Here is a 19,501-nt window from a genome sequence, read left to right as displayed (position 1 = left end):
CTAACCAAATTTTGTTATTCAAAATTGAAAAGGTTAAAGTAATGAAGTGTTTAAAAGCAGTCATTCCCGTCGCCGGGCTTGGTACCCGCATGTTGCCAGCGACCAAGGCGATCCCAAAGGAAATGCTACCGGTGGTCGATAAGCCTCTTATTCAATATATCGTGAAAGAGTGTGTTGCTGCTGGCGTGAAAGAGATTGTGCTGGTAAGCCACTCTTCCAAAAATGCGATAGAAAACCATTTTGATACATCATTTGAACTGGAAGCCGCGCTGGAATCACGCGTTAAGCGTCAGTTATTAAAAGAGATTAAGAATATTTGCCCACCTGATGTCACGATCATGCAGGTGCGTCAGGGCCATGCTAAAGGATTAGGGCACGCTGTGCTTTGTGCTCAACCTATGGTGGGTGACAACCCATTTATCGTACTACTGCCGGATGTCTTGCTTGACGATTCAACAGCGGATTTATCTAAAGAAAACTTGGCCAGCATGATTAAGCGCTTCGAGGAGACCGGGCGTAGCCAAATTATGGTAGAGCCGGTGCCTAAAGCGGATGTCTCCAAGTACGGCATTGCGGATTGTGGTCATGTTGATTTGGCCCCGGGAGAAAGCACCCTGATGACAGCCGTTGTCGAGAAGCCCTCGGTCGCTGATGCGCCATCCAACCTTGCGGTGGTTGGGCGCTATGTATTGTCTAAGGATATCTGGCCGTTGTTGAAGAAAACTCCACGTGGCGCGGGTGATGAAATTCAGCTTACTGATGCCATAGCAATGCTAATGGAAAAAGAGCCTGTTGAGGCTTTTCATATGACGGGTAAATCTCACGATTGCGGCGACAAATTGGGCTATATGAAAGCCTTTGTCACTTATGGCGTTCGTCATAATACCGAAGGTGAAAAGTTTACCGCTTGGCTGAAACAGCAAATTGACTAAATTCGGCTTAGCCGCCCAATAGATAAAGATTTTAAATTCGCATTAAGAAATCAGTAGGTTAATTATGACCAAATTGAAAGCAGTGATCCCAGTAGCAGGCTTAGGTATGAGAATGCTTCCAGCCACTAAAGCCATTCCAAAAGAAATGCTGCCTATTGTCGATAAGCCTTTGATCCAATATGTAGTTAACGAGTGTGTTGCTGCCGGTATTAAAGAGATCATTCTGATAACCCATTCGTCAAAGAATGCGGTAGAAAACCATTTCGATACCTCTTATGAACTGGAAGCTATGTTAGAAGCTCGCGTGAAGCGTCAGTTATTGGATGAAGTGCAATCAATCTGCCCGCCGGGTGTGACAATCATGCATATCCGCCAAGGTCACCCAGAAGGTTTGGGCCACGCCGTGCTATGCGCCAAACCGCTGGTAGGTGATGCGCCATTTGCGGTGCTGCTGCCGGATGTTCTGATTGATGATGCGAAATCAGATTTGACCCGAGATAATCTTGCTCAATTGGTCAAGCGCTTTGAAGAGACCGGCACTAGCCAAGTATTAGTGCATTCAGTTGAACCCGAGGCGTTATCAAACTACTCAGTTATCTCTTGTGAGAAGTCTGATTTAGCGCCCGGTGAAAGCAGCCGGATTAAAGCGATGGTTGAGAAACCACAAAGCCCAGCTGATCTGCAATCCAATTTGTCTGCCGTCGGGCGCTATGTGTTGTCTGCGAACATTTGGCCGCAGTTGGAAAAAACCAGACCTGGTGCTTGGGGCCGTATCCAACTGACTGATGCCATTGATGCACTGGCAGAAGAAGAGCCCGTTGATGCCGTTGCCTTGACCGGATTATCTTATAACTGTGGTGAGAAACTCGGTTATATGCAGGCTTATGTTGCCTATGGCTTGCGGCATCCTCAGCAAGGGGCGGAATTTAGAGCCTGGCTGAAAGAATTCGTGGCGTAAACCGAATTTGAAACATAATTGAAACTGATGAAAAGCAATCCATGGGGTTGCTTTTTTATTTTTACAAAACAAGGCTGGAGGGTGGCGTCACATTACCTATCTGTACTGGCAAAGCAAACGTGTGCGGACAGCAACTACTCAGTTGTGCTATCTATCGCACCAATCACTACCCAGCGGACATAATCCTGAGTTAACATGTTTCCCACATCAAAAACCTGTTGGCCTCAAGGCCGGTAACAGGTGTCATCCTTCAGACAGGAGTTTTTTTAATGTCCAAACAACAGATTGGCGTTGTCGGTATGGCGGTGATGGGCCGTAACCTGGCGCTCAACATCGAAAGCCGTGGCTATTCCGTCTCTATCTTTAACCGTTCATCAGACAAAACTGACGAAGTGGTTGCTGAGAATCCAGGTAAAAATCTGGTACCGAGTTACACCGTTGAAGAGTTTGTTGATTCGCTGGAAAAACCACGCCGCATCCTGCTGATGGTGAAAGCGGGTGAAGCGACTGACAAAACGATTGCTTCACTGACGCCGCACCTTGATAAAGGTGACATTCTGATTGATGGTGGTAATACCTATTACAAAGACACCATACGTCGTAACCGCGAACTTTCTGCTCAAGGTTTTAACTTTATCGGTACTGGTGTTTCTGGTGGCGAAGAAGGCGCATTGAAAGGCCCTTCCATCATGCCTGGTGGGCAGAAAGAAGCTTACGAATTGGTAGCACCAATTCTTGAGAAAATTGCAGCCCGTGCAGATGACGGTGAAGCATGTGTGGCTTATATCGGTGCTGACGGTGCTGGTCACTACGTTAAAATGGTTCACAACGGTATCGAATACGGCGACATGCAGCTGATTGCTGAAGCTTATTCTTTGCTGAAACAGTCTCTGGGCCTGAGCAACGAAGAGCTGGCAAGCACCTTCGCTGAATGGAACAAAGGCGAGCTGAACAGCTACTTGATTGATATCACGAAAGATATCTTTACCAAGAAAGACGAAGCTGGTATCTATCTGGTCGACGTGATTTTGGATGAAGCTGCCAATAAAGGCACCGGTAAATGGACCAGCCAGAGTTCTCTGGACTTAGGCGAGCCACTGACACTGATCACTGAATCTGTGTTTGCCCGCTATTTGTCTTCTCTGAAAGATCAGCGTGTTGCGGCATCTAAAGTACTGACTGGCCCGAAAGTGCAGCCTTTTGCGGGCGATAAAGCTGAATTTATTGAAAAAATCCGTCGTGCGTTGTATCTGGGTAAAATCGTTTCTTACGCCCAAGGCTTCTCTCAGCTGAAAGCGGCATCGGACGAAAATAACTGGGATCTGCACTACGGTGAAATTGCCAAGATCTTCCGCGCAGGTTGTATTATCCGCGCTCAGTTCTTGCAAAAAATCACTGATGCATACGCAGAAAATCCGAAAATCGCTAATCTGCTGTTGGCGCCATACTTCAAGCAAATTGCTGATGAGTACCAGCAAGCGCTGCGTGATGTTGTGTCCTATGCGGTGCAAAATGGTATCCCAACACCAACATTCTCTGCTGCGATTAACTACTACGATAGTTACCGCTCAGCCGTGCTACCAGCTAACCTGATTCAGGCGCAGCGCGATTATTTCGGCGCGCATACCTATAAGCGTACTGATAAAGAAGGCGTGTTCCACACCGAGTGGATGGAGTAATCTATTTAACGGCTACGCCTCAAGTGGATAAATCGTTAAATTAAGTGAGTAGGTGCTCGTTGATTTTAAGGGTTTGTCCCAATAAAAAACGCCTCCGGTGATAAGTCGGAGGCGTTTTTTTTTACCAGCAAGAGAGCAATAAGTTATTACTTCTCGTGGCGTTCCCGTAAGCGGCCAATGACTTTGCTCAGATCCAAATCCTGATCCTGCAATAGCACCATCAGGTGATACATCAAATCTGATGCTTCGTTAGTCAGCTCTTCACGGTCATTCACCGTCGCAGCGAGGGCAGTTTCTACACCTTCTTCTCCCACTTTTTGGGCGATGCGCTTAGTCCCGCTGGCATAGAGTTTTGCGGTATAAGAACTGGCCGGATCGGCTGATTTGCGTGATGCCAGCAACTGCTCTAATTGATACAGGAAACTCCAGTCGCTGGCCGCAGGGGCGAAGCAACTGTTATTGCCCAAGTGACAGGTTGGGCCGATAGGGTTCACTAGAATCAGCAGGGTATCATTGTCGCAATCAGGGTAGATACCCACTACATTCAGAAAATGGCCGGAACTTTCGCCTTTGGTCCACAAACGCTGTTTGGTCCGAGAGAAGAAGGTCACTTTACTCGTTTCTTCTGTCACCGCCAGCGCTTCAGAGTTCATATACCCCATCATCAGAACTTCACCGGACACGGCATGCTGAACGATGGCTGGCATTAGATTGTCGACTTTTTCCCAATCAAGTTGGTTAATTTGTTGTTCGCTTAACACACTCTTATCTCCACGCCTTGTTCAGACAAATACTTTTTCAATTCGCCGATATTAATGATTTGCTTATGGAACACGGAGGCGGCTAACGCACCATCGACATCCGTATCGCGGAAGGCTTCGAGGAAGTGCTCAGGGGTTCCGGCACCGCCAGAGGCGATCAGTGGCACATGGCAAATAGTCCGCATCTGTTTCAATTGCCGCAAATCATAGCCGTTACGCACGCCATCTTGATTCATCATATTTAGCACAATCTCACCGGCTCCGCGCAACTGGACTTCTTTGATCCAATCCTCGGTTTGCCAAGTGGTGGCTTTGGTCCGCTTTTCATCGCCGGTAAATTGATAAACCTGATAACTGCCACTTTCTTCATCATACCAAGTATCAATACCTACCACGATGCATTGTACGCCATAGCGGTCAGCCAGTCGGGTAATTAAGGTTGGGTCAGCCAGTGCGGGTGAGTTGATGGAGATTTTATCTGCACCGAAGGTCAAGATCTGGCCTGCGTCTTCCACACTTTTAATGCCGCCTGCGACACAGAAAGGGATGTCGATCACTTCCGCGACCCGTGAGACCCAGCTTTTATCGACCACACGCCCATCGGAGGAGGCGGTGATATCGTAAAATACCAGCTCATCAGCACCTTCTTGCGCGTAACGCTGCGCCAGCGGCACGATATCACCAATAATCTCATGGTTACGGAACTGGACGCCTTTGACCACTTGGCCATCTTTCACATCCAGACAGGGAATTATACGTTTTGCCAGCATGCGATCGCCTCCTTCACGTTAAATTTGCCGTCCAGTAGCGCACGACCCACAATCACCCCTTGTACACCGCTGCCGCGTAGACGGGCGATATCATCCAGACAACCGATACCGCCAGAGGCTTGGAACGCCACCTGCGGATAACGCTGGCAAATTTCCTGATACAACTCAACATTGGAGCCGCTCAGGGTACCATCGCGGGAGATATCTGTGCACAGCACATGTTTGAGGCCGAAAGGCAGATATTGTTCGACGATCTGCTCCAACGTGGCATCGGAGTTTTCCTGCCAGCCGCTGATGGCAACTTGCTTACGGCCCGCATCATTAATCCGCACATCCAGTGCCAAGACAATCGCCTCGGGGCCGTAGCGCTCAAACCACTGCTGCACCATCTCTGGCTGCTTAACGGCGGTTGAACCCACCACGACTCGTGTCGCACCAGCTTCTAATAGCGCGACCACATCTTGCTCATTGCGGATGCCGCCACCCACTTGCACTGGCACATCGACACCCGCCAATAGCTCGCGTAATAACGGGATCTGGCGGGCGGCTGGATCTTTGGCACCGGTAAGGTCAACCAAGTGCAATACCTGAGCCCCTTGCTGCTGATAATCCTGTAAGCGCGGTAGCGGGTGATTGCCATAATCACGTTGCTGGCCGTAATCGCCCTGATGCAAACGCACCACTTTGCCCTCGATCAAATCCAAAGCGGGAATAATCATGGTGTTTACATCTCCAGAAAGTTTTTCAGCAGTTGGGCTCCCGCCGCGCCGGAACGTTCCGGATGAAACTGCACGCCAAAGAAGTTGTCTTTTTCGACTGCGGCGGTAAACGGCTCGCCGTAATTGGCTTGGGCGATGGTATTTGGGCATATTGGCATTGCATATCCGTGCACAAAGTAGAAATAGGTTCCGTCTGGGATACCACGGAACAGATGATTCCCCGCTTGTGCGGTAATCTGGTTCCAACCCATATGCGGTAGCGGTAAACCAAAATCGGTCATCTGTTTCACTGGCGCATCAATAATGCCAAGGGTGTTGATGCCGCCACTCTCTTCGCTGCTGTTTGCCAGCAATTGCATGCCGAGGCAGATACCCAATACCGGTTGGGTACAGCTTTTAATCAGTTCGATCAGTTCGCGTTCTTTCAACTGGTCCATGGCTGCGTGCGCGGTCCCCACGCCCGGTAGGAACAGTTTATCGGCACGTAGCACGACTTCAGGGTCACGGCTTATAACCGGCGCATAACCCAGCCGCTGCACCGCGTAGGTGACAGAGGAGAGGTTGGCGCAACCGGTATCCAGAATCACCACATTCATCAGAGCACTCCTTTGGAGCTTGGCAAGGTGTTGCCCTCAACACGGATCGCCTGACGCAGAGTTCGGCCAAAGACTTTAAACAGGCTCTCTACGCGGTGGTGATCGTTGCGTCCTTTGGTTCTCAGGTGCAATGTGCAGGCCATGGCATAAGAGAGGGAGCGGAAGAAGTGCTCGACCATTTCGGTGCTCAGATCGCCAACACGCTGATAGTTAAACTCGGCTTTGTATTCCAAGTGTGGGCGGCCGGAAATATCCAACGCACAACGCGCCAGACACTCATCCATTGGCAGCACAAATCCGAAGCGGCCAATCCCGCGTTTGTCACCCAGCGCGTTGTTGATCGCTTCGCCCAGTGCCAGCGCGGTATCTTCCACCGTGTGGTGGTCGTCGATATAGAGATCACCGCTGACTTGAATATCCATGCGGAAACCGCCGTGGGTGGCGATTTGATCCAGCATATGGTCGAAGAATCCGACACCCGTTTTGATCTTGCTGCCCCCTTCGCGATCCAGCCAGACATTCACGTCAATCGCCGTCTCTTTGGTGACACGGTTAACGTGGGAGTGGCGATCACGCTGGGTCAGTTGCTTGGCAATCTGTGACCAGTTTAAGCCATCGCGCTGATAACGTAGGCCGCCGATACCCATGTTTTGCGCCAGTTGTAAGTCAGTTTCACGGTCGCCGATCACATAGCTGTTGGCGCTGTTCATCACACCTTCCGCCAAATAGCTTTCGACTAAGGCGGTTTTTGGCTTACGACAAGTACAGTTATCTGCGGGTAAGTGCGGACAAATTAAAACTTGCTCAAAATTGATCCCCTGAGAGCTGAAAATCTGCATCATCAGGTTGTGTGGTGGATCGAAAGTCTCCTGCGGGAAGCTATTCGTTCCCAAACCATCCTGGTTAGTGATCATCACCAAACGGTAATCTGCTTTTTGCAATGCCAGTAATGCTGGGATCACTTCTGGCTCTAACGCCAGTTTATCCAACCGATCAACTTGAAAGTCTTCCGGTGGTTCGGCAATCAGGGTGCCGTCGCGATCAATAAAAAGAAATTTCTGGCTCATATCGTTTCCTTACGGAGGCTGGCAGTATTTGTTTGATTTGGGCTATCAACGCCGGGCAGGGGAGTAAGGGCGGCAATCACGCGCTCACACTCCTGACGGGTGCCGATGGTAATGCGCAGGCAGTTAGATAACCCCGGCTGCTTATTTTGGTCACGCAGAATAATGCCCTGATCCCACAGTGTTTTGAATACGCTGCTGGAGGCCGTAAAACGAGCCAGTAAATAGTTGCTCTCGCTGGTAAACACCTGCTCAACACAGGCGCACTCATTCAGCGCATTTTGTAGCCATTCACGATTGGCTCGCACTTCATTCACTCGTTGACGCATTTGCTCAATGCCCTGTGGGCTAAGTGCTTGTGCGGCGATATCGGCAACCGGCGTCGATAGCGGGTAGGGCGCAATCACTTTAAGCAGCAGCTGGATAATATCGCTATTCGCCAACGTAAAGCCACAACGTAAACCAGCCAATGCGAAGGCTTTCGATAGGGTGCGCAAAATCACTAAATTCGGATAATCTTTTAGCCAACTACTGACAGTGGCCTGTGGACAAAACTCAATATAGGCTTCATCAATAGCGACAATCGCGCGGCCTTGCGCCAGTTCCAGCACTGCGCGCAGGTCAGCAGGATTGATTAGGTTGCCCGTCGGGTTATTCGGGCTGCAAATGTAAATCAGTTTCACCCGATCCAGACTCGCTTTAATCGCCGGCAAATCGAGCTGCCAATCCGCTTGAGTCGGTACGGTGCGCAGCTCGATACCAAAGGTTTCGGCACTTACGGCATACATGCCATACGTTGGCGGGCAGAACAGAATGGCATCCTGGCCCGGCTCACAGAAGGCGCGGATCAGCAGTTCGATACCTTCATCTGCACCACGGCTCACCAGCACTTGTTCAGTGTCTAAGCCCGCGTAAGCTGCGTAGCGCTCAATGACCCGTTTTGGCTGGCACTCGGGGTAGCGGTTGAAGGTTTGCGCGGTCAGCTGGTACTCAGTGGCTAGCGGATATTCGTTGGCGTTGAGCCACACATCGCCATTGCCGCCTAAACGGCGAGCTGACATATAAGGGGTCAGTGCGCGGATATTGGCGCGGGCTAAATCAGTCACCTTGGCAGACTTGCTCATGCTTGCTCCTTATTGGCGGCTGCCAGAGCAGCGACACGCAGAGTAACGGCGTTTTTGTGGGCGGTCAGTTGTTCAGCCTGAGCCAGTGTTTCGATGGTTGATGCCAGACCCAGCAAACCTTGCGGGGTTAATTGTTGTACCGTCATGCGTTTGACAAAATCGGCCAGACCCAGGCTGGAATAGGTTGAGGTATAACCATAAGTGGGTAACACATGGTTGGTCCCAGAAGCATAATCACCAGCGGATTCCGGCGACCAATCACCCATAAAGACCGAGCCAGCGTTATCGATTTGATCGATGATCTCTTCCGGTTGACGTATTTGCAGAATCAAGTGCTCTGGGCCGTATTGATTGCTGATATCAATGCATTGCTGCAAGTCTTTGGTGATGATCAAGCGGCTGCTTTCCAGTGCCTGACGGGCGATATCGGCGCGGGACAACAGTTGAAGTTGCTGCTCAACTTCGACCGCCACCGCTTGTGCGATGGCCGCATCTGGCGTCAGCAACACCACTTGTGAATCCGGCCCGTGTTCTGCCTGAGACAACAAATCAGAGGCGATAAACGCCGGTGTCGCACCGCTGTCAGCGATAACCAACACTTCTGATGGGCCTGCGGGCATATCAATGGCGGCACCATCGAGGCGTTGGCTGACCTGACGTTTCGCTTCGGTGACATAGGCATTGCCCGGCCCGAAGATTTTATTCACTTTCGGTACTGATTCGCTGCCGAAGGCCATGGCGGCAATGGCTTGCGCCCCGCCAATCTGGAACACTTCTTGAATCCCACACAGTTGCGCGGCGTACAGAATCTCATCAGCAATCGGCGGCGGTGAGCATAAAATGACGCGCTGACAACCGGCAATACGCGCTGGGGTACCGAGCATCAGTACGGTAGACAGCAGCGGCGCGGAGCCACCGGGAATATACAAGCCGACGGAGGCAATCGGGCGAGTGATTTGCTGGCAACGCACGCCCGGCTGAGTTTCAACATCCACCACCGGCATTTTCTGCGCATTGTGGAAGATTTCAATATTACGTACCGCTTGCGCCATGGCTTGCTTGATATCGTCATTCAAACGCGCAGCGGCATCGGCGATCTCTTCGGCAGTGATGCGAATATCGGCAACCTGCACTGCATCGAAGCGCTGACTGAAATCACGTAGGGCGCTATCGCCCTCGGCTTTCACCCGATCAAGGATTTCACTGACCGCAGAGGTGATTCGGTCAGATGCATTAATGGCTGGGCGGCTCAGCAGCGCTTTTTGCTGCTCTTCACTGCATTGCTGCCAGTCGATTAGGGTATTGAAATTCGTCGGCTGCATCGGTTACTCCATCATTTTTTCAATCGGTAACACCAGAATGGAGCTGGCACCCAGCGCCTTCAGTTTTTCCATGGTTTCCCAGAACAGGGTTTCGCTACTGACCATGTGCATCGCGACGCGGCTCTTATCACCGGCCAGTGGCAGAATGGTAGGGCGCTCGGCACCCGGTAGCAGGGTAATGATTTCGTCCAGACGCTCGCTCGGTGCGTGCATCATGATGTATTTGGATTCACGCGCCTGAATCACGCCCTGAATACGGGTCATCAGACGGTCGATAAGTTCTTGTTTCTCAGTAGGCATCTCGCCATCACGTTGGATCAGGCAAGCTTTAGAGCGGTAGATCACTTCAACTTCACGCAGGCCGTTGGCTTCCAAGGTGGCGCCGGTTGAAACCAAGTCACAGATCACATCAGCCAAACCTGCGCGTGGAGCCACTTCAACTGAACCGTTCAGCAAGCAAGATTTAAAGCTAACACCCTGTTTGTCGAGGTATTGTTTTAAAATGTGCGGGTAAGAGGTGGCGATACGTTTATTTTGTAGGCACTGCGGGCCGGTGTACTCAGTATCCAGTGAGGCTGCTAGTGACAGGCGGCAGCCACCGAAATCCAGACGGCGTAAGGTGAAATAACGCGGGTCTTCGCCCTGAGCGCGGCGGCTCAGTAACTCTTCTTCCAGCACGTTTTCGCCGATAATGCCCAGATCAACCACACCGTCCATCACCAGTCCTGGGATATCGTCATCACGTACGCGCAAAATGTCGATTGGCATGTTTTCTGCGAAAGCGATCAGACGCTGCTGCTGCAAATTGATTTTAATCCCGCAGCGCGACAGCAGTTCATGGCAATCGTCACTCAGGCGACCTGATTTCTGCATTGCGATACGTAAACGTGTTTTATCCAGCATGGTAATCCTCAACCTATTAATTAATCTATAAAATGATGGGCAACAAAAAAGCCCTCGGAAGATAATCTTCCGAGGGCTTTCTCTATTGCGTTCTACCGCCACCTGGAAGATTCGTTAACCGTCTTCCAGCACACATCGGCCTGCAAGACTAGTCAGGATGATGGTGATGATGGTGATTAAATTGAACGCAATTCATAATAATTTCTCTATTTGGGCTTTTTGAGGAGATCAAAATAGCCATAATTGGAACGTGCCATAATTTCTGTCAATCAACGTAAACCATCTGACGGCTGCGGCGCAACCTTTTTTTCGTCAGATGGGGTTATTTCAAGGTGGCAGGCCGCGACTGATCTGTCGTTAATCGTTTTATTTATGGCGATTACCACTCTATTTTATGTCAGTTTAAGCACGAAATTGTTACGCATTGCCATTACACCGATGAATGAAATGAAAGGCATAATTCGCTCAACATAATTGTTAGCTAAAGCCAACTGGCGTAGGTTATCAATATAGTGCTTGTTATCGGTATGAGTTATCAGCAAGAGTTATCGGTATGAACCGGTGGAGAGCAATGAAAATGAAAAAAGTAGCCATTATTGGATTGGGCTGGTTAGGCTTGCCGTTAGCGCAATCATTGATCCGTCGCGGAATACAAGTGGTCGGCAGCAAAACCACACCGGATGGTGTCGAAGCCGCCAGAATGAGCGGAATTGATTGCTACCTATTGCAACTGACACCGGAACTGATTTGCGATCCGGATGATTTAGCACAGCTAATGACTGTGGATGCATTGGTCATCACCTTACCCGCCAGTCGTACCACTGAAGGGGGCGGGGACTATTTTCAGGCGGTACAACTGGTGGTCGACAGCGCGCTGGCTTTCGGTGTACCGCGCATTATTTTTACCAGCTCCACCTCCGTGTATGGCGAAACCCGTGGCCGCATCAAAGAGAACTCCCCCCTGCAACCGGTGACTACCGCTGGAAAAACCTTGATGGAACTCGAACTTTGGCTGCATAAACTGCCCAATACCTCGGTGGATATCTTGCGCCTTGCCGGGCTGGTGGGTGCTGATCGCCATCCAGGGCGCTTTCTTGCAGGGAAAACTAATGTAAAAGGCGGCTCACTGGGGGTCAATTTGGTGCATCAGGAAGATGTGATCTCAGCCATCGAACTGCTGCTCAATCTGCCTAAAGGCGGCCATATTTACAATCTCTGCGCGCCACTTCACCCGAGCAAACGTGATTTTTATCCCGCCAGTGCGCGGGCGTTACAGTTGACGCCACCGGAATTTGCATCTGAGGATATCGAAGAGCCTGCTCGTGAAATTGATGGCAGTAAAATTTGCCGTGAACTAGGGTTTGAGTATCAATATCCTGACCCAGCAAGAATGCCTTTGAATTAAGTTAAGCGGCTCGTGCCTCAAGGGAGGAAACTACGGCGTCTTTACGATCTGCCTGTTCTCTCCGTTGGGGTATGAGCGCCATACCATTTTTACCGCTTCTGATGAATATAGGTCAGTGCCAATGCCATCGCCAGAACCAGCCCTTTGATGATATCCATTGCATAATAGGGCACTGACAACATCACCAGTCCATTTTGCAATACGCCGAGGATCACCGCGCCAATCAAGGTGCCGAAGGCATTGGGTTTGCCTGAACCTGCCAGTGAGAAACCGATATAAGCGGCCGCTACCGCATCCATCAGATAACCGCCACCGGCGTTCACTTGTGATGAACCAATTCGCGATGCCAGCAAAATTCCGCCCAGTGCTGCTAATAGCGACGACAGCACATAAGCTAGCACCCGATAGCGCACAGTGCGGATGCCCGCTAGCCGCGCAGCTTCTGGATTGCCGCCAATGGCATACATCCGCCGACCATGTTTGGTCAGCGACAAATACAACTGCACCACAATGGTGACTGCCAACATAATTAGCACGATAACCGGCACTTGCCCCAGCGCTGAAAACATTTCAGGGATGACGCCTTCCGCCATATCACCGCTCGGCAGCAGCATATTCTGCGTGATAGAGCCGCCATAGCTGTAGGTCATCGCCACCCCCTGGATCACAAACAGACTGGCGAGGGTCGCCAACATGTCAGGGATCTTCAGCACCACAATCAGAAAGGCGTTAAACAGACCGACCAGTGTACAAATCAGCAAGGTCAGGACGATCGCGCCGGTGGTCCCAAAGCCGTACCAGACAAACAGCGACACCACGATGGCGTTGGCCAGCGAAGCCGTGGAGCCGACGGACAGGTCAAAACCCCCAATCGACAGTGAAATCGACACCCCGATGGCAATCACGGTCACGATGGCAATCGATCGCAAAATATTGATGATATTGTTCGGATCCAGGAAGTTTTCCGATGCCAAACCAAATAACGCGATGAGCGCGACAACGGTGAGCAACATCCCCCATTTATAGAGAAAATCAAACAGCTGGTGACGCCATGGCTGCGCGTCGGGCAGGGGTATTTCTTTGCTCACTGAGGGGTTCCTCCGGTTGAAAATAATAGTAATGTTTCTTCATCGACATCTGCGGCATTCAGCTCGGCAACAATACGCCCATCCCACAGCACACAGATACGAGAGCATAAACCGACCAATTCTGAGAATTCACCGGATGCATAAATAATGCCTTTGCCCTGCTGCGCCAATCCATCAATCAGATGGAACAGATCCTGCTTGGCTTTGATGTCCACCCCTTTGGTTGGCTCATCAAAAATCAGCACCTGCGCATCACCACGCAACCACTTGCCAATAGCCACTTTTTGCTGATTGCCGCCAGAGAGGCGAGCTAACTTTTGTTGCGGGGACGAGGTGCGTACCCCAAGGCGCTGAATCAGCTCTTTGGCCCAACTCAACTCTTGGCGGCGACTAAAAATACTCCAGCGGGAAAAACTATCATCGGCGGCAACACTCAGGTTCATCGGGATACCTTCGTGGATAAAAATCCCCTCTTTGCGTCGCTCTTCTGGTACCAGAGCTAACCCTTGTGCGACGGATTGGTCGGGTGATCGCGGCTTCCAAGCTTTACCCTGTAATTCGCCACTGTCGACACGGCAGGGGGAGGCACCAAACAGCGCTTTGCACAGTTCAGTTTTACCGGCACCGGCCAAGCCAGCAATGCCCAAAATCTCACCCTCATGCAGTGTCAGCGAGATATCGCGCAGCTTGTGCTGATCATGCAAGCCACTGACAGATAATAGGGTTTTATCACTGACTCTGGCCCGTCGTGGCGGAAAGATATCATCTAAGGTGTGACCTAGCATCTTTTCCACTATCTGCTCACCACTCAAATCACCCATCAGATCATGGCTAACGCGGCGGCCATCACGTAATACGGTTAATTGGTCGCAGATTTCACGTAATTCGTGGATACGGTGCGAGATGAAAACGATTGCCATCCCTTCAGACTGCAAACGGCGCACTATGCGAAACAGACGCGCACTCTCTTCTTGATCCAGTGGCGCAGTGGGCTCATCCAGAATCAGAAAACGGCATTGGTGGGAAAGGGCGCGCGCCAGCAGCACCTGCTGTTTCTCCGCCAAGGTGCATGATTCCAGACGTTGGCGCACATTCAACTTGAGGTCGAGCTGCCCGAGCAGGGCTTCGGCCTGACGGTAAAGCTGCGGCCAGTTAAACAGGTGGCCCCGCTCGGCGAGGGTATCTAGCATAATATTTTCCGCCACCGACAGGGTCGGGATCAGCGCCACATCCACCTCTTGCTGAACCACATGAATGCCGTGCTGCTTTGCCTGTCGAGGGGAGTGAATATCGATCTGCTGACCATCAATATAGATCTCGCCACGATAGTGGCTGTAAGCACCGGAGAGAATCGCCATCAGCGTTGATTTCCCCGCGCCATTAGCACCCACTAGCGCATGGGTAGAACCACCTTCCAGTGTGAAATCAACTTGTTGCAGGGCATGAAATCCAGAAAACGAGATAGAGATATTCCGCATCTCAAGGCGGGAGGGGGCGATGCTGGACATAAATTTCGATGACTGCCCTATAAAGTATTGAAGTGAAACAGGCAGTCAATAATGCTGCTCATATGATCCTTTTTTAACACAGTTTCTATTAATCGCAACAAACTAAAAATAGTTAAGCTATATCAAAAAATTATTAAACATTGCGGGCGTAGCCCTTAAGATGAGAAAAATATTGCTGAGATTGTCATTTAAAAGGAACGCGCCATGAGCACCAATGCCATCCGAGTGCAGGTGGGGCCTGCTAACTATTTCTCTTTTCCGGGCGCTATCGACAAACTGAGTGAGTTTTATCCTCAGACGGCACTGGATCATGCGCTGTGGATTTATGGCGAGCGTGCATTGGCGGCTGCCAGTGATTATCTGCCTGAGGCTTTCCACGGGACAAATGCGGTACGTGCCGCATTCTCAACCCATTGCAGTGAAGCTACCGTCGCCGATTTGGTACAAAAAGCAGGCAGTGACCGGCAGGTGGTGATTGGCATCGGTGGCGGGGCGGTATTGGATACGGCAAAAGTCGTGGCGCGCAAATTAGGTGTGCCACTGGTTGCCATTCCGACCATCGCGGCAACGTGCGCGGCTTGGACGCCGCTGTCAGTTTGGTATAACGATGCCGGACAGGCGCTGAATTTTGAGATTTTCAAAGACGCTAACCATTTGGTGTTGGTCGAACCGCGCATTATCTTGCAGGCCCCAGTGGAGTATCTGCTGGCGGGTATCGGCGATACGCTGGCGAAATGGTATGAGGCCGTGGTGCTGAGTCCGCAGCCGGAAACCCTATCTCTGACGGTGCGCTTGGGGCTACAGGCGGCGCTGGATATCCGCAATGTGCTGCTCAAACAGAGTGAGTCGGCGCTACAAGCGGTTAAGCAAGGTGAATTGACGCAAGATTTTCTGGATGTCGTCGATGCCATTATTGCGGGTGGCGGCATGGTCGGTGGGCTGGGTGAGCGCTATACCCGCGTCGCAGCGGCCCATGCGGTACACAATGGCTTGACGCTATTACCACAAACAGAACACTTCCTGCATGGCACCAAAGTGGCTTACGGGATATTGGTCCAAACTGCATTGTTGCAGCAGGACGAGGCACTGCAATCGCTGATTATTGCTTTTAATAAGCTGGGTCTGCCAACGCATCTGGCTGCCCTGGATGTTGATATTAATGACCGCGAGGGTATTGAGCGTGTGATTGGCCGAATTCTCAAGCCGAGTGAGTCAATCCACTACCTACCGATTGCACTAAATTCAGGCAAACTATGGGCAGCAATTGAGCGGGTGGAAATTGCCGCTCAACGTACGCACAGCGCGGGAATAGGTGTTTAGATCAATCCACCAGAAGAATATTGTTTCTAAGGGTTTAACACCTTGTTTTTTGCCCCCGAGTTAGGGCAGAATACGCCCCATGCAATAACCGACGTTTAAACGCGTCGGTTATTTTTTTGCATTCGTGTTTTCACAAATCAAGAGGCCGGACAACGATCCGGATAGATAAACAGGTCCGCGAGCGATTATTCACATACGAAAATCGCCGTTATGAGGAAAGAAAGATGGGGCAATTATTTTCATTGGCACCGGTGCCCACCGGTATGCGCTGCACATGCAGCGATTATGGTGCAGCAGGTATGAAAAATACCCGTTACACCGCTCTGGTTTCCCCACTTGCGTATCCCAGGCAGATACGAAGTTTCCCCGTCACCTCTGACCTTTGCACTAAACTTGCAAATCGGGTTAAAGGTATGGGGAGGCTGAATCATGACGCATAATGCTACTGTTGCAGTCGGCACCAATCAAACTGGCACTAACAACCGCGTTCAGCTCAGAAAAACACTGACGTTGGTCCAAGTGGTGATGATGGGGCTGGCCTATTTGCAGCCGATGACCATCTTCGATACGTTTGGCATTGTATCCGGCCTGACCGATGGTCATGTCGCGACCTCTTACGCCATTGCGTTGATTGCGGTGCTCTTTACCGCGATCAGCTACGGCAAACTGGTTAAGCGCTTCCCGTCTGCGGGTTCGGCTTATACCTACGCCCAGAAATCCATTAGCCCGAATGTTGGCTTTATGGTGGGTTGGTCATCATTGCTGGACTACCTGTTTATGCCGATGATTAACATTCTGTTGGCAAAAATTTACCTTGAAGCGATTTTCCCCGGCGTGCCATCGTGGATTTTTGTTGGCGCACTGGTCACCCTGATGACACTGTTTAACCTGCGTGGCATCAATGTGGTGGCAAACCTGAACTCAGTCATTGTGGTGGTTCAAGTCGCCATCATGGTGGTCTTTATGGGCCTGCTGATTCATGGCGTTTATCAAGGTGAAGGAGCGGGTACGCTGGTTAGCCCACGTCCGTTCTACTCTGAAAATGCCCATTTGGTGCCGATGATAACCGGGGCCACGATACTCTGCTTCTCATTCCTTGGCTTCGACGGCATCAGTTCGCTGTCTGAAGAGACACCGAATGCTGGCAAAGTGATCCCGAAAGCGATTTTCCTGACTGCATTGATTGGCGGCGTGATCTTTATTGTCGTCTCTTACTTCTTGCAGCTCTATTTCCCGGATATCTCGCGCTTCACCGATCCTGATGCGTCACAGCCGGAAATCATGCTGTTTGTGGCCGGTAAGTTCTTCCAGTCAGTGATTCTGTGCTTCTCTTGTGTCACGGTGCTGGCATCCGGTATGGCCGCCCACGCAGGGGTTTCACGACTGCTGTACGTCATGGGTCGTGACGGCGTGTTCCCAGAAAAAGTATTTGGTTACGTGCATCCGAAATGGCGCACACCCGCCATCAACGTACTGTTGGTCGGTGGTGTGGCGTTGTCTGCCATTTCCTTTGATTTGGTGACGGCAACCGCATTGATTAACTTTGGTGCGCTGGTGGCCTTTACCTTCGTTAACCTGTCCGTGATTTCACAGTTCTATATCCGTGAGCGCCGCAACCGCACGTTCAGGGAGCATTTCAGCTACTTGATCCTGCCGATGATTGGCGCAGGGACAGTGGGTGTACTGTGGATGAATCTGGAAAGCAGCTCAATGACATTGGGGCTGGTATGGGGGGCAATTGGTCTGCTTTATATGATCTGGAAAACCCGCGCTTTCCGCCAAGCTTTGCCACAGTTCAATGGTGAGCTGGCACAGTAATCTGATTTGAGATTGCGTGATTGCTGACGAAAACGGAGCCTGATGGCTCCGTTTTTTATGGGACAATCTTTAGTTGCCGAGGTTAGCTCACTAAGCCTCTTGCATACTCAAACAGTGCTTTCAACAGCGCCAACTTCTCTTTATCGTCTTCATACTGGTTATAGAATTGCTCCAGTTGCTGCACGTAATCTTGTACAAACTCGGGATTGAGTGCTTCACGGCGATGTTCCAGCCAGCGTTTCTGTTCACTATCCGTCAGCGTGTTGGGATAGTTACGGGCGCGGAAACGGAACAGCAGCGGCTCTAGTCGCGGGTCTTGGAAGGTCAGATCCAGTGCCGGTAGATTTTGTGGCTCAGTTTGCAAAATGATCTTCATGGTGGCGCGATCGGCATCACTGAAAAAGCCGTTATACAACTGCGCATCCACATCTTCAGACGCGGCAAATGGCTCGGCTTCGGCAAATAACGCGACCACTTTTTCGCGAATTTGCGGGTTTTGTCGCAGCAGTTGCAGGTTTTGTAGGCAGCGTTGGCGGTCGATTCCCAGCCGTTCGGCATTCTCAGGCAGCAGTGTTTTAGCCGGAGCCAGCACTGGGCATTTATTGATATGCACCAGTTTCAGCGGCACTGCAGCATCTTGCGCATTGAGTTTATCGCGGCGGGTATACAGGCGTTCACGCAGCGTATCGCTATCCAGCTCCAGCAATGGCGACATATCACCGGCCAAATCGCACATAATCACCGCATTTTTATTCTCGGGATGCCATGCTAATGGCGCAACCCAACTGGTGTTGCCCCGTGCGGCACCGAACATGCCGGACACATGAACCAGCGGTGTCATCTCTGCGATATCAATCAGGGCATTAATTTTATGCTTACTGCGGTGCTGATATAGATAGTCGAACAGCCGCGGCTGCGCCTGTTTCACCAATTTCGCCATGGCGATGGTGGCGTGCACATCCGACATCGCATCATGGGCGTGCAGATGTTCGACGCCGTTGGCCTTGGTCAGATGCTCCAGTTTGAAGCTCGGCAGGCCATCTTCATTTTCCGGCCAGATAATGCCCTCTGGGCGCAGGGCGAAACAAGCTCGCATCACATCCAGCAAGTCCCAGCGGGAGTTGCCCCCTTGCCAGCTATAGGCATAGGGGTCATAAAAGTTGCGGTAGAAGATATTGCGGCTGACTTCATCATCGAAACGAATATTGTTGTAACCGAGAATGCAGGTGCCGGGGACATTGAATGCCTGATGGATCTGGCGGGCGAATTCAGCTTCATTGACCCCATTGGCTAAGGCGTGTTGCGGCGTGATGCCGGTTATCATCACCGCCTCTGGCTGTGGCAAGTAGTCGTCTGCTGGCGCACAGTAAATAACCAGTGGTTCTTCGATAATATTAAAATCCAAATCGGTACGCACGCCAGCGAACTGCGCTGGTCTGTCTAATGCGGGCCGCTGACCGAAGGTTTCATAATCGTGAACGTAAAATGTTGGTTGCTTATTTTTATCTGACATTATGCGGTTTAACCCTTAATC

General features: G+C 51.0%; 18 protein-coding genes and 1 other annotated feature. Of the genes, 6 read left to right on the top strand and 12 right to left on the bottom strand.

Annotated features, from left to right (window positions below; translation table 11 throughout):
- The first annotated feature begins 41 nt into the window (after positions 1 to 41).
- The 3 genes from galU (ACZ76_RS01885) to gndA all read left to right on the top strand — a co-directional run bounded on the left by galU (ACZ76_RS01885) (position 42) and on the right by gndA (position 3,569).
- Positions 42 to 932 (top strand): UTP--glucose-1-phosphate uridylyltransferase GalU, encoded by an 891-nt coding sequence (gene galU / locus ACZ76_RS01885; RefSeq protein ID WP_048620153.1) that lies wholly within the window; start codon positions 42 to 44, stop codon positions 930 to 932.
- Positions 933 to 996: 64 nt separating this feature from the next.
- A complete protein-coding gene (gene galU / locus ACZ76_RS01880) occupies positions 997 to 1,890 on the top strand; it encodes a UTP--glucose-1-phosphate uridylyltransferase GalU (protein ID WP_048616293.1) in 894 nt (297 codons plus the stop codon).
- Between the two features lie 269 nt (positions 1,891 to 2,159).
- Complete coding sequence (gene gndA, locus ACZ76_RS01875) at positions 2,160 to 3,569, top strand: NADP-dependent phosphogluconate dehydrogenase (RefSeq protein WP_048616291.1); 1,410 nt, start codon at positions 2,160 to 2,162, stop codon at positions 3,567 to 3,569.
- A gap of 146 nt (positions 3,570 to 3,715) precedes the next feature.
- Here gndA and hisIE read toward each other — a convergent pair whose 3' ends face one another.
- From hisIE to hisL, 9 genes are all read right to left on the bottom strand, one after another.
- The gene (gene hisIE, locus ACZ76_RS01870; RefSeq protein WP_048616290.1) at positions 3,716 to 4,330 is read right to left on the bottom strand and encodes a bifunctional phosphoribosyl-AMP cyclohydrolase/phosphoribosyl-ATP diphosphatase HisIE; all 615 of its coding nucleotides are present in this window, start codon (positions 4,328 to 4,330) and stop codon (positions 3,716 to 3,718) included.
- Positions 4,324 to 5,100, bottom strand: coding sequence for an imidazole glycerol phosphate synthase subunit HisF (hisF, locus tag ACZ76_RS01865; protein WP_048616288.1), 777 nt, complete (start codon positions 5,098 to 5,100; stop codon positions 4,324 to 4,326). The genes hisIE and hisF overlap by 7 nt, the downstream gene beginning before the upstream one ends.
- Positions 5,082 to 5,819 carry a 1-(5-phosphoribosyl)-5-[(5-phosphoribosylamino)methylideneamino]imidazole-4-carboxamide isomerase gene (gene hisA, locus ACZ76_RS01860; protein ID WP_048616286.1) on the bottom strand — a complete coding sequence of 246 codons (738 nt, stop codon included), beginning with the start codon at positions 5,817 to 5,819 and terminating at the stop codon, positions 5,082 to 5,084. Before hisA ends, hisF begins: the two co-directional genes overlap by 19 nt.
- A 5-nt stretch (positions 5,820 to 5,824) precedes the next feature.
- Positions 5,825 to 6,415: an imidazole glycerol phosphate synthase subunit HisH gene (gene hisH / locus ACZ76_RS01855; RefSeq protein WP_048616284.1), complete on the bottom strand. Its 591-nt coding sequence runs from the start codon at positions 6,413 to 6,415 to the stop codon at positions 5,825 to 5,827.
- Positions 6,415 to 7,482, bottom strand: a complete 1,068-nt coding sequence (gene hisB / locus ACZ76_RS01850; protein ID WP_048616283.1) for a bifunctional histidinol-phosphatase/imidazoleglycerol-phosphate dehydratase HisB — start codon at positions 7,480 to 7,482, stop codon at positions 6,415 to 6,417. The genes hisH and hisB overlap by 1 nt, the downstream gene beginning before the upstream one ends.
- A complete protein-coding gene (hisC, locus tag ACZ76_RS01845; protein WP_048616281.1) occupies positions 7,479 to 8,603 on the bottom strand; it encodes a histidinol-phosphate transaminase in 1,125 nt (374 codons plus the stop codon). The genes hisB and hisC overlap by 4 nt, the downstream gene beginning before the upstream one ends.
- Positions 8,600 to 9,925 (bottom strand): histidinol dehydrogenase, encoded by a 1,326-nt coding sequence (gene hisD, locus ACZ76_RS01840; protein WP_048616280.1) that lies wholly within the window; start codon positions 9,923 to 9,925, stop codon positions 8,600 to 8,602. Before hisD ends, hisC begins: the two co-directional genes overlap by 4 nt.
- A 3-nt stretch (positions 9,926 to 9,928) precedes the next feature.
- Complete coding sequence (hisG, locus tag ACZ76_RS01835) at positions 9,929 to 10,828, bottom strand: ATP phosphoribosyltransferase (RefSeq protein ID WP_048616278.1); 900 nt, start codon at positions 10,826 to 10,828, stop codon at positions 9,929 to 9,931.
- A gap of 42 nt (positions 10,829 to 10,870) precedes the next feature.
- Positions 10,871 to 11,001: a sequence feature (His leader region), on the bottom strand.
- On the bottom strand, positions 10,977 to 11,024 hold the full coding sequence (hisL, locus tag ACZ76_RS18925; RefSeq protein ID WP_105877057.1) for a his operon leader peptide: 48 nt from the start codon (positions 11,022 to 11,024) through the stop codon (positions 10,977 to 10,979). (Overlaps the previous feature by 25 nt.)
- 381 nt (positions 11,025 to 11,405) lie before the next feature.
- Between hisL and ACZ76_RS01830 the strand changes: the two genes are divergently transcribed.
- Positions 11,406 to 12,233 (top strand): SDR family oxidoreductase, encoded by an 828-nt coding sequence (locus ACZ76_RS01830; RefSeq protein ID WP_048620152.1) that lies wholly within the window; start codon positions 11,406 to 11,408, stop codon positions 12,231 to 12,233.
- An 89-nt stretch (positions 12,234 to 12,322) separates the two neighbouring features.
- Here the strand turns inward: ACZ76_RS01830 and ACZ76_RS01825 are convergent, their stop codons facing one another.
- Both ACZ76_RS01825 and ACZ76_RS01820 read right to left on the bottom strand, forming a co-directional pair.
- A complete protein-coding gene (locus ACZ76_RS01825) occupies positions 12,323 to 13,321 on the bottom strand; it encodes an ABC transporter permease (protein ID WP_048616276.1) in 999 nt (332 codons plus the stop codon).
- Complete coding sequence (locus ACZ76_RS01820) at positions 13,318 to 14,829, bottom strand: sugar ABC transporter ATP-binding protein (RefSeq protein WP_048616274.1); 1,512 nt, start codon at positions 14,827 to 14,829, stop codon at positions 13,318 to 13,320. The genes ACZ76_RS01825 and ACZ76_RS01820 overlap by 4 nt, the downstream gene beginning before the upstream one ends.
- Before the next feature lie 204 nt (positions 14,830 to 15,033).
- On the opposite strand from ACZ76_RS01820, the gene ACZ76_RS01815 reads away from it, so the two are divergent.
- Together ACZ76_RS01815 and ACZ76_RS01810 are read left to right on the top strand one after the other, a co-directional pair.
- On the top strand, positions 15,034 to 16,149 hold the full coding sequence (locus tag ACZ76_RS01815; RefSeq protein WP_048616272.1) for an oxidoreductase: 1,116 nt from the start codon (positions 15,034 to 15,036) through the stop codon (positions 16,147 to 16,149).
- 429 nt (positions 16,150 to 16,578) lie between these two features.
- Positions 16,579 to 17,967 (top strand): APC family permease, encoded by a 1,389-nt coding sequence (locus tag ACZ76_RS01810; RefSeq protein ID WP_048616270.1) that lies wholly within the window; start codon positions 16,579 to 16,581, stop codon positions 17,965 to 17,967.
- 82 nt (positions 17,968 to 18,049) lie between these two features.
- On the opposite strand, the gene sbcB is transcribed toward ACZ76_RS01810, so the two are convergent.
- Complete coding sequence (gene sbcB, locus ACZ76_RS01805) at positions 18,050 to 19,480, bottom strand: exodeoxyribonuclease I (protein ID WP_048616268.1); 1,431 nt, start codon at positions 19,478 to 19,480, stop codon at positions 18,050 to 18,052.
- Positions 19,481 to 19,501: the final 21 nt, after the last annotated feature.

Source organism: Yersinia aleksiciae, from assembly GCF_001047675.1.
GTDB classification, from domain to species: Bacteria; Pseudomonadota; Gammaproteobacteria; order Enterobacterales; family Enterobacteriaceae; genus Yersinia; species Yersinia aleksiciae.
This window is presented reverse-complemented; position numbering and strand designations above follow the sequence as displayed.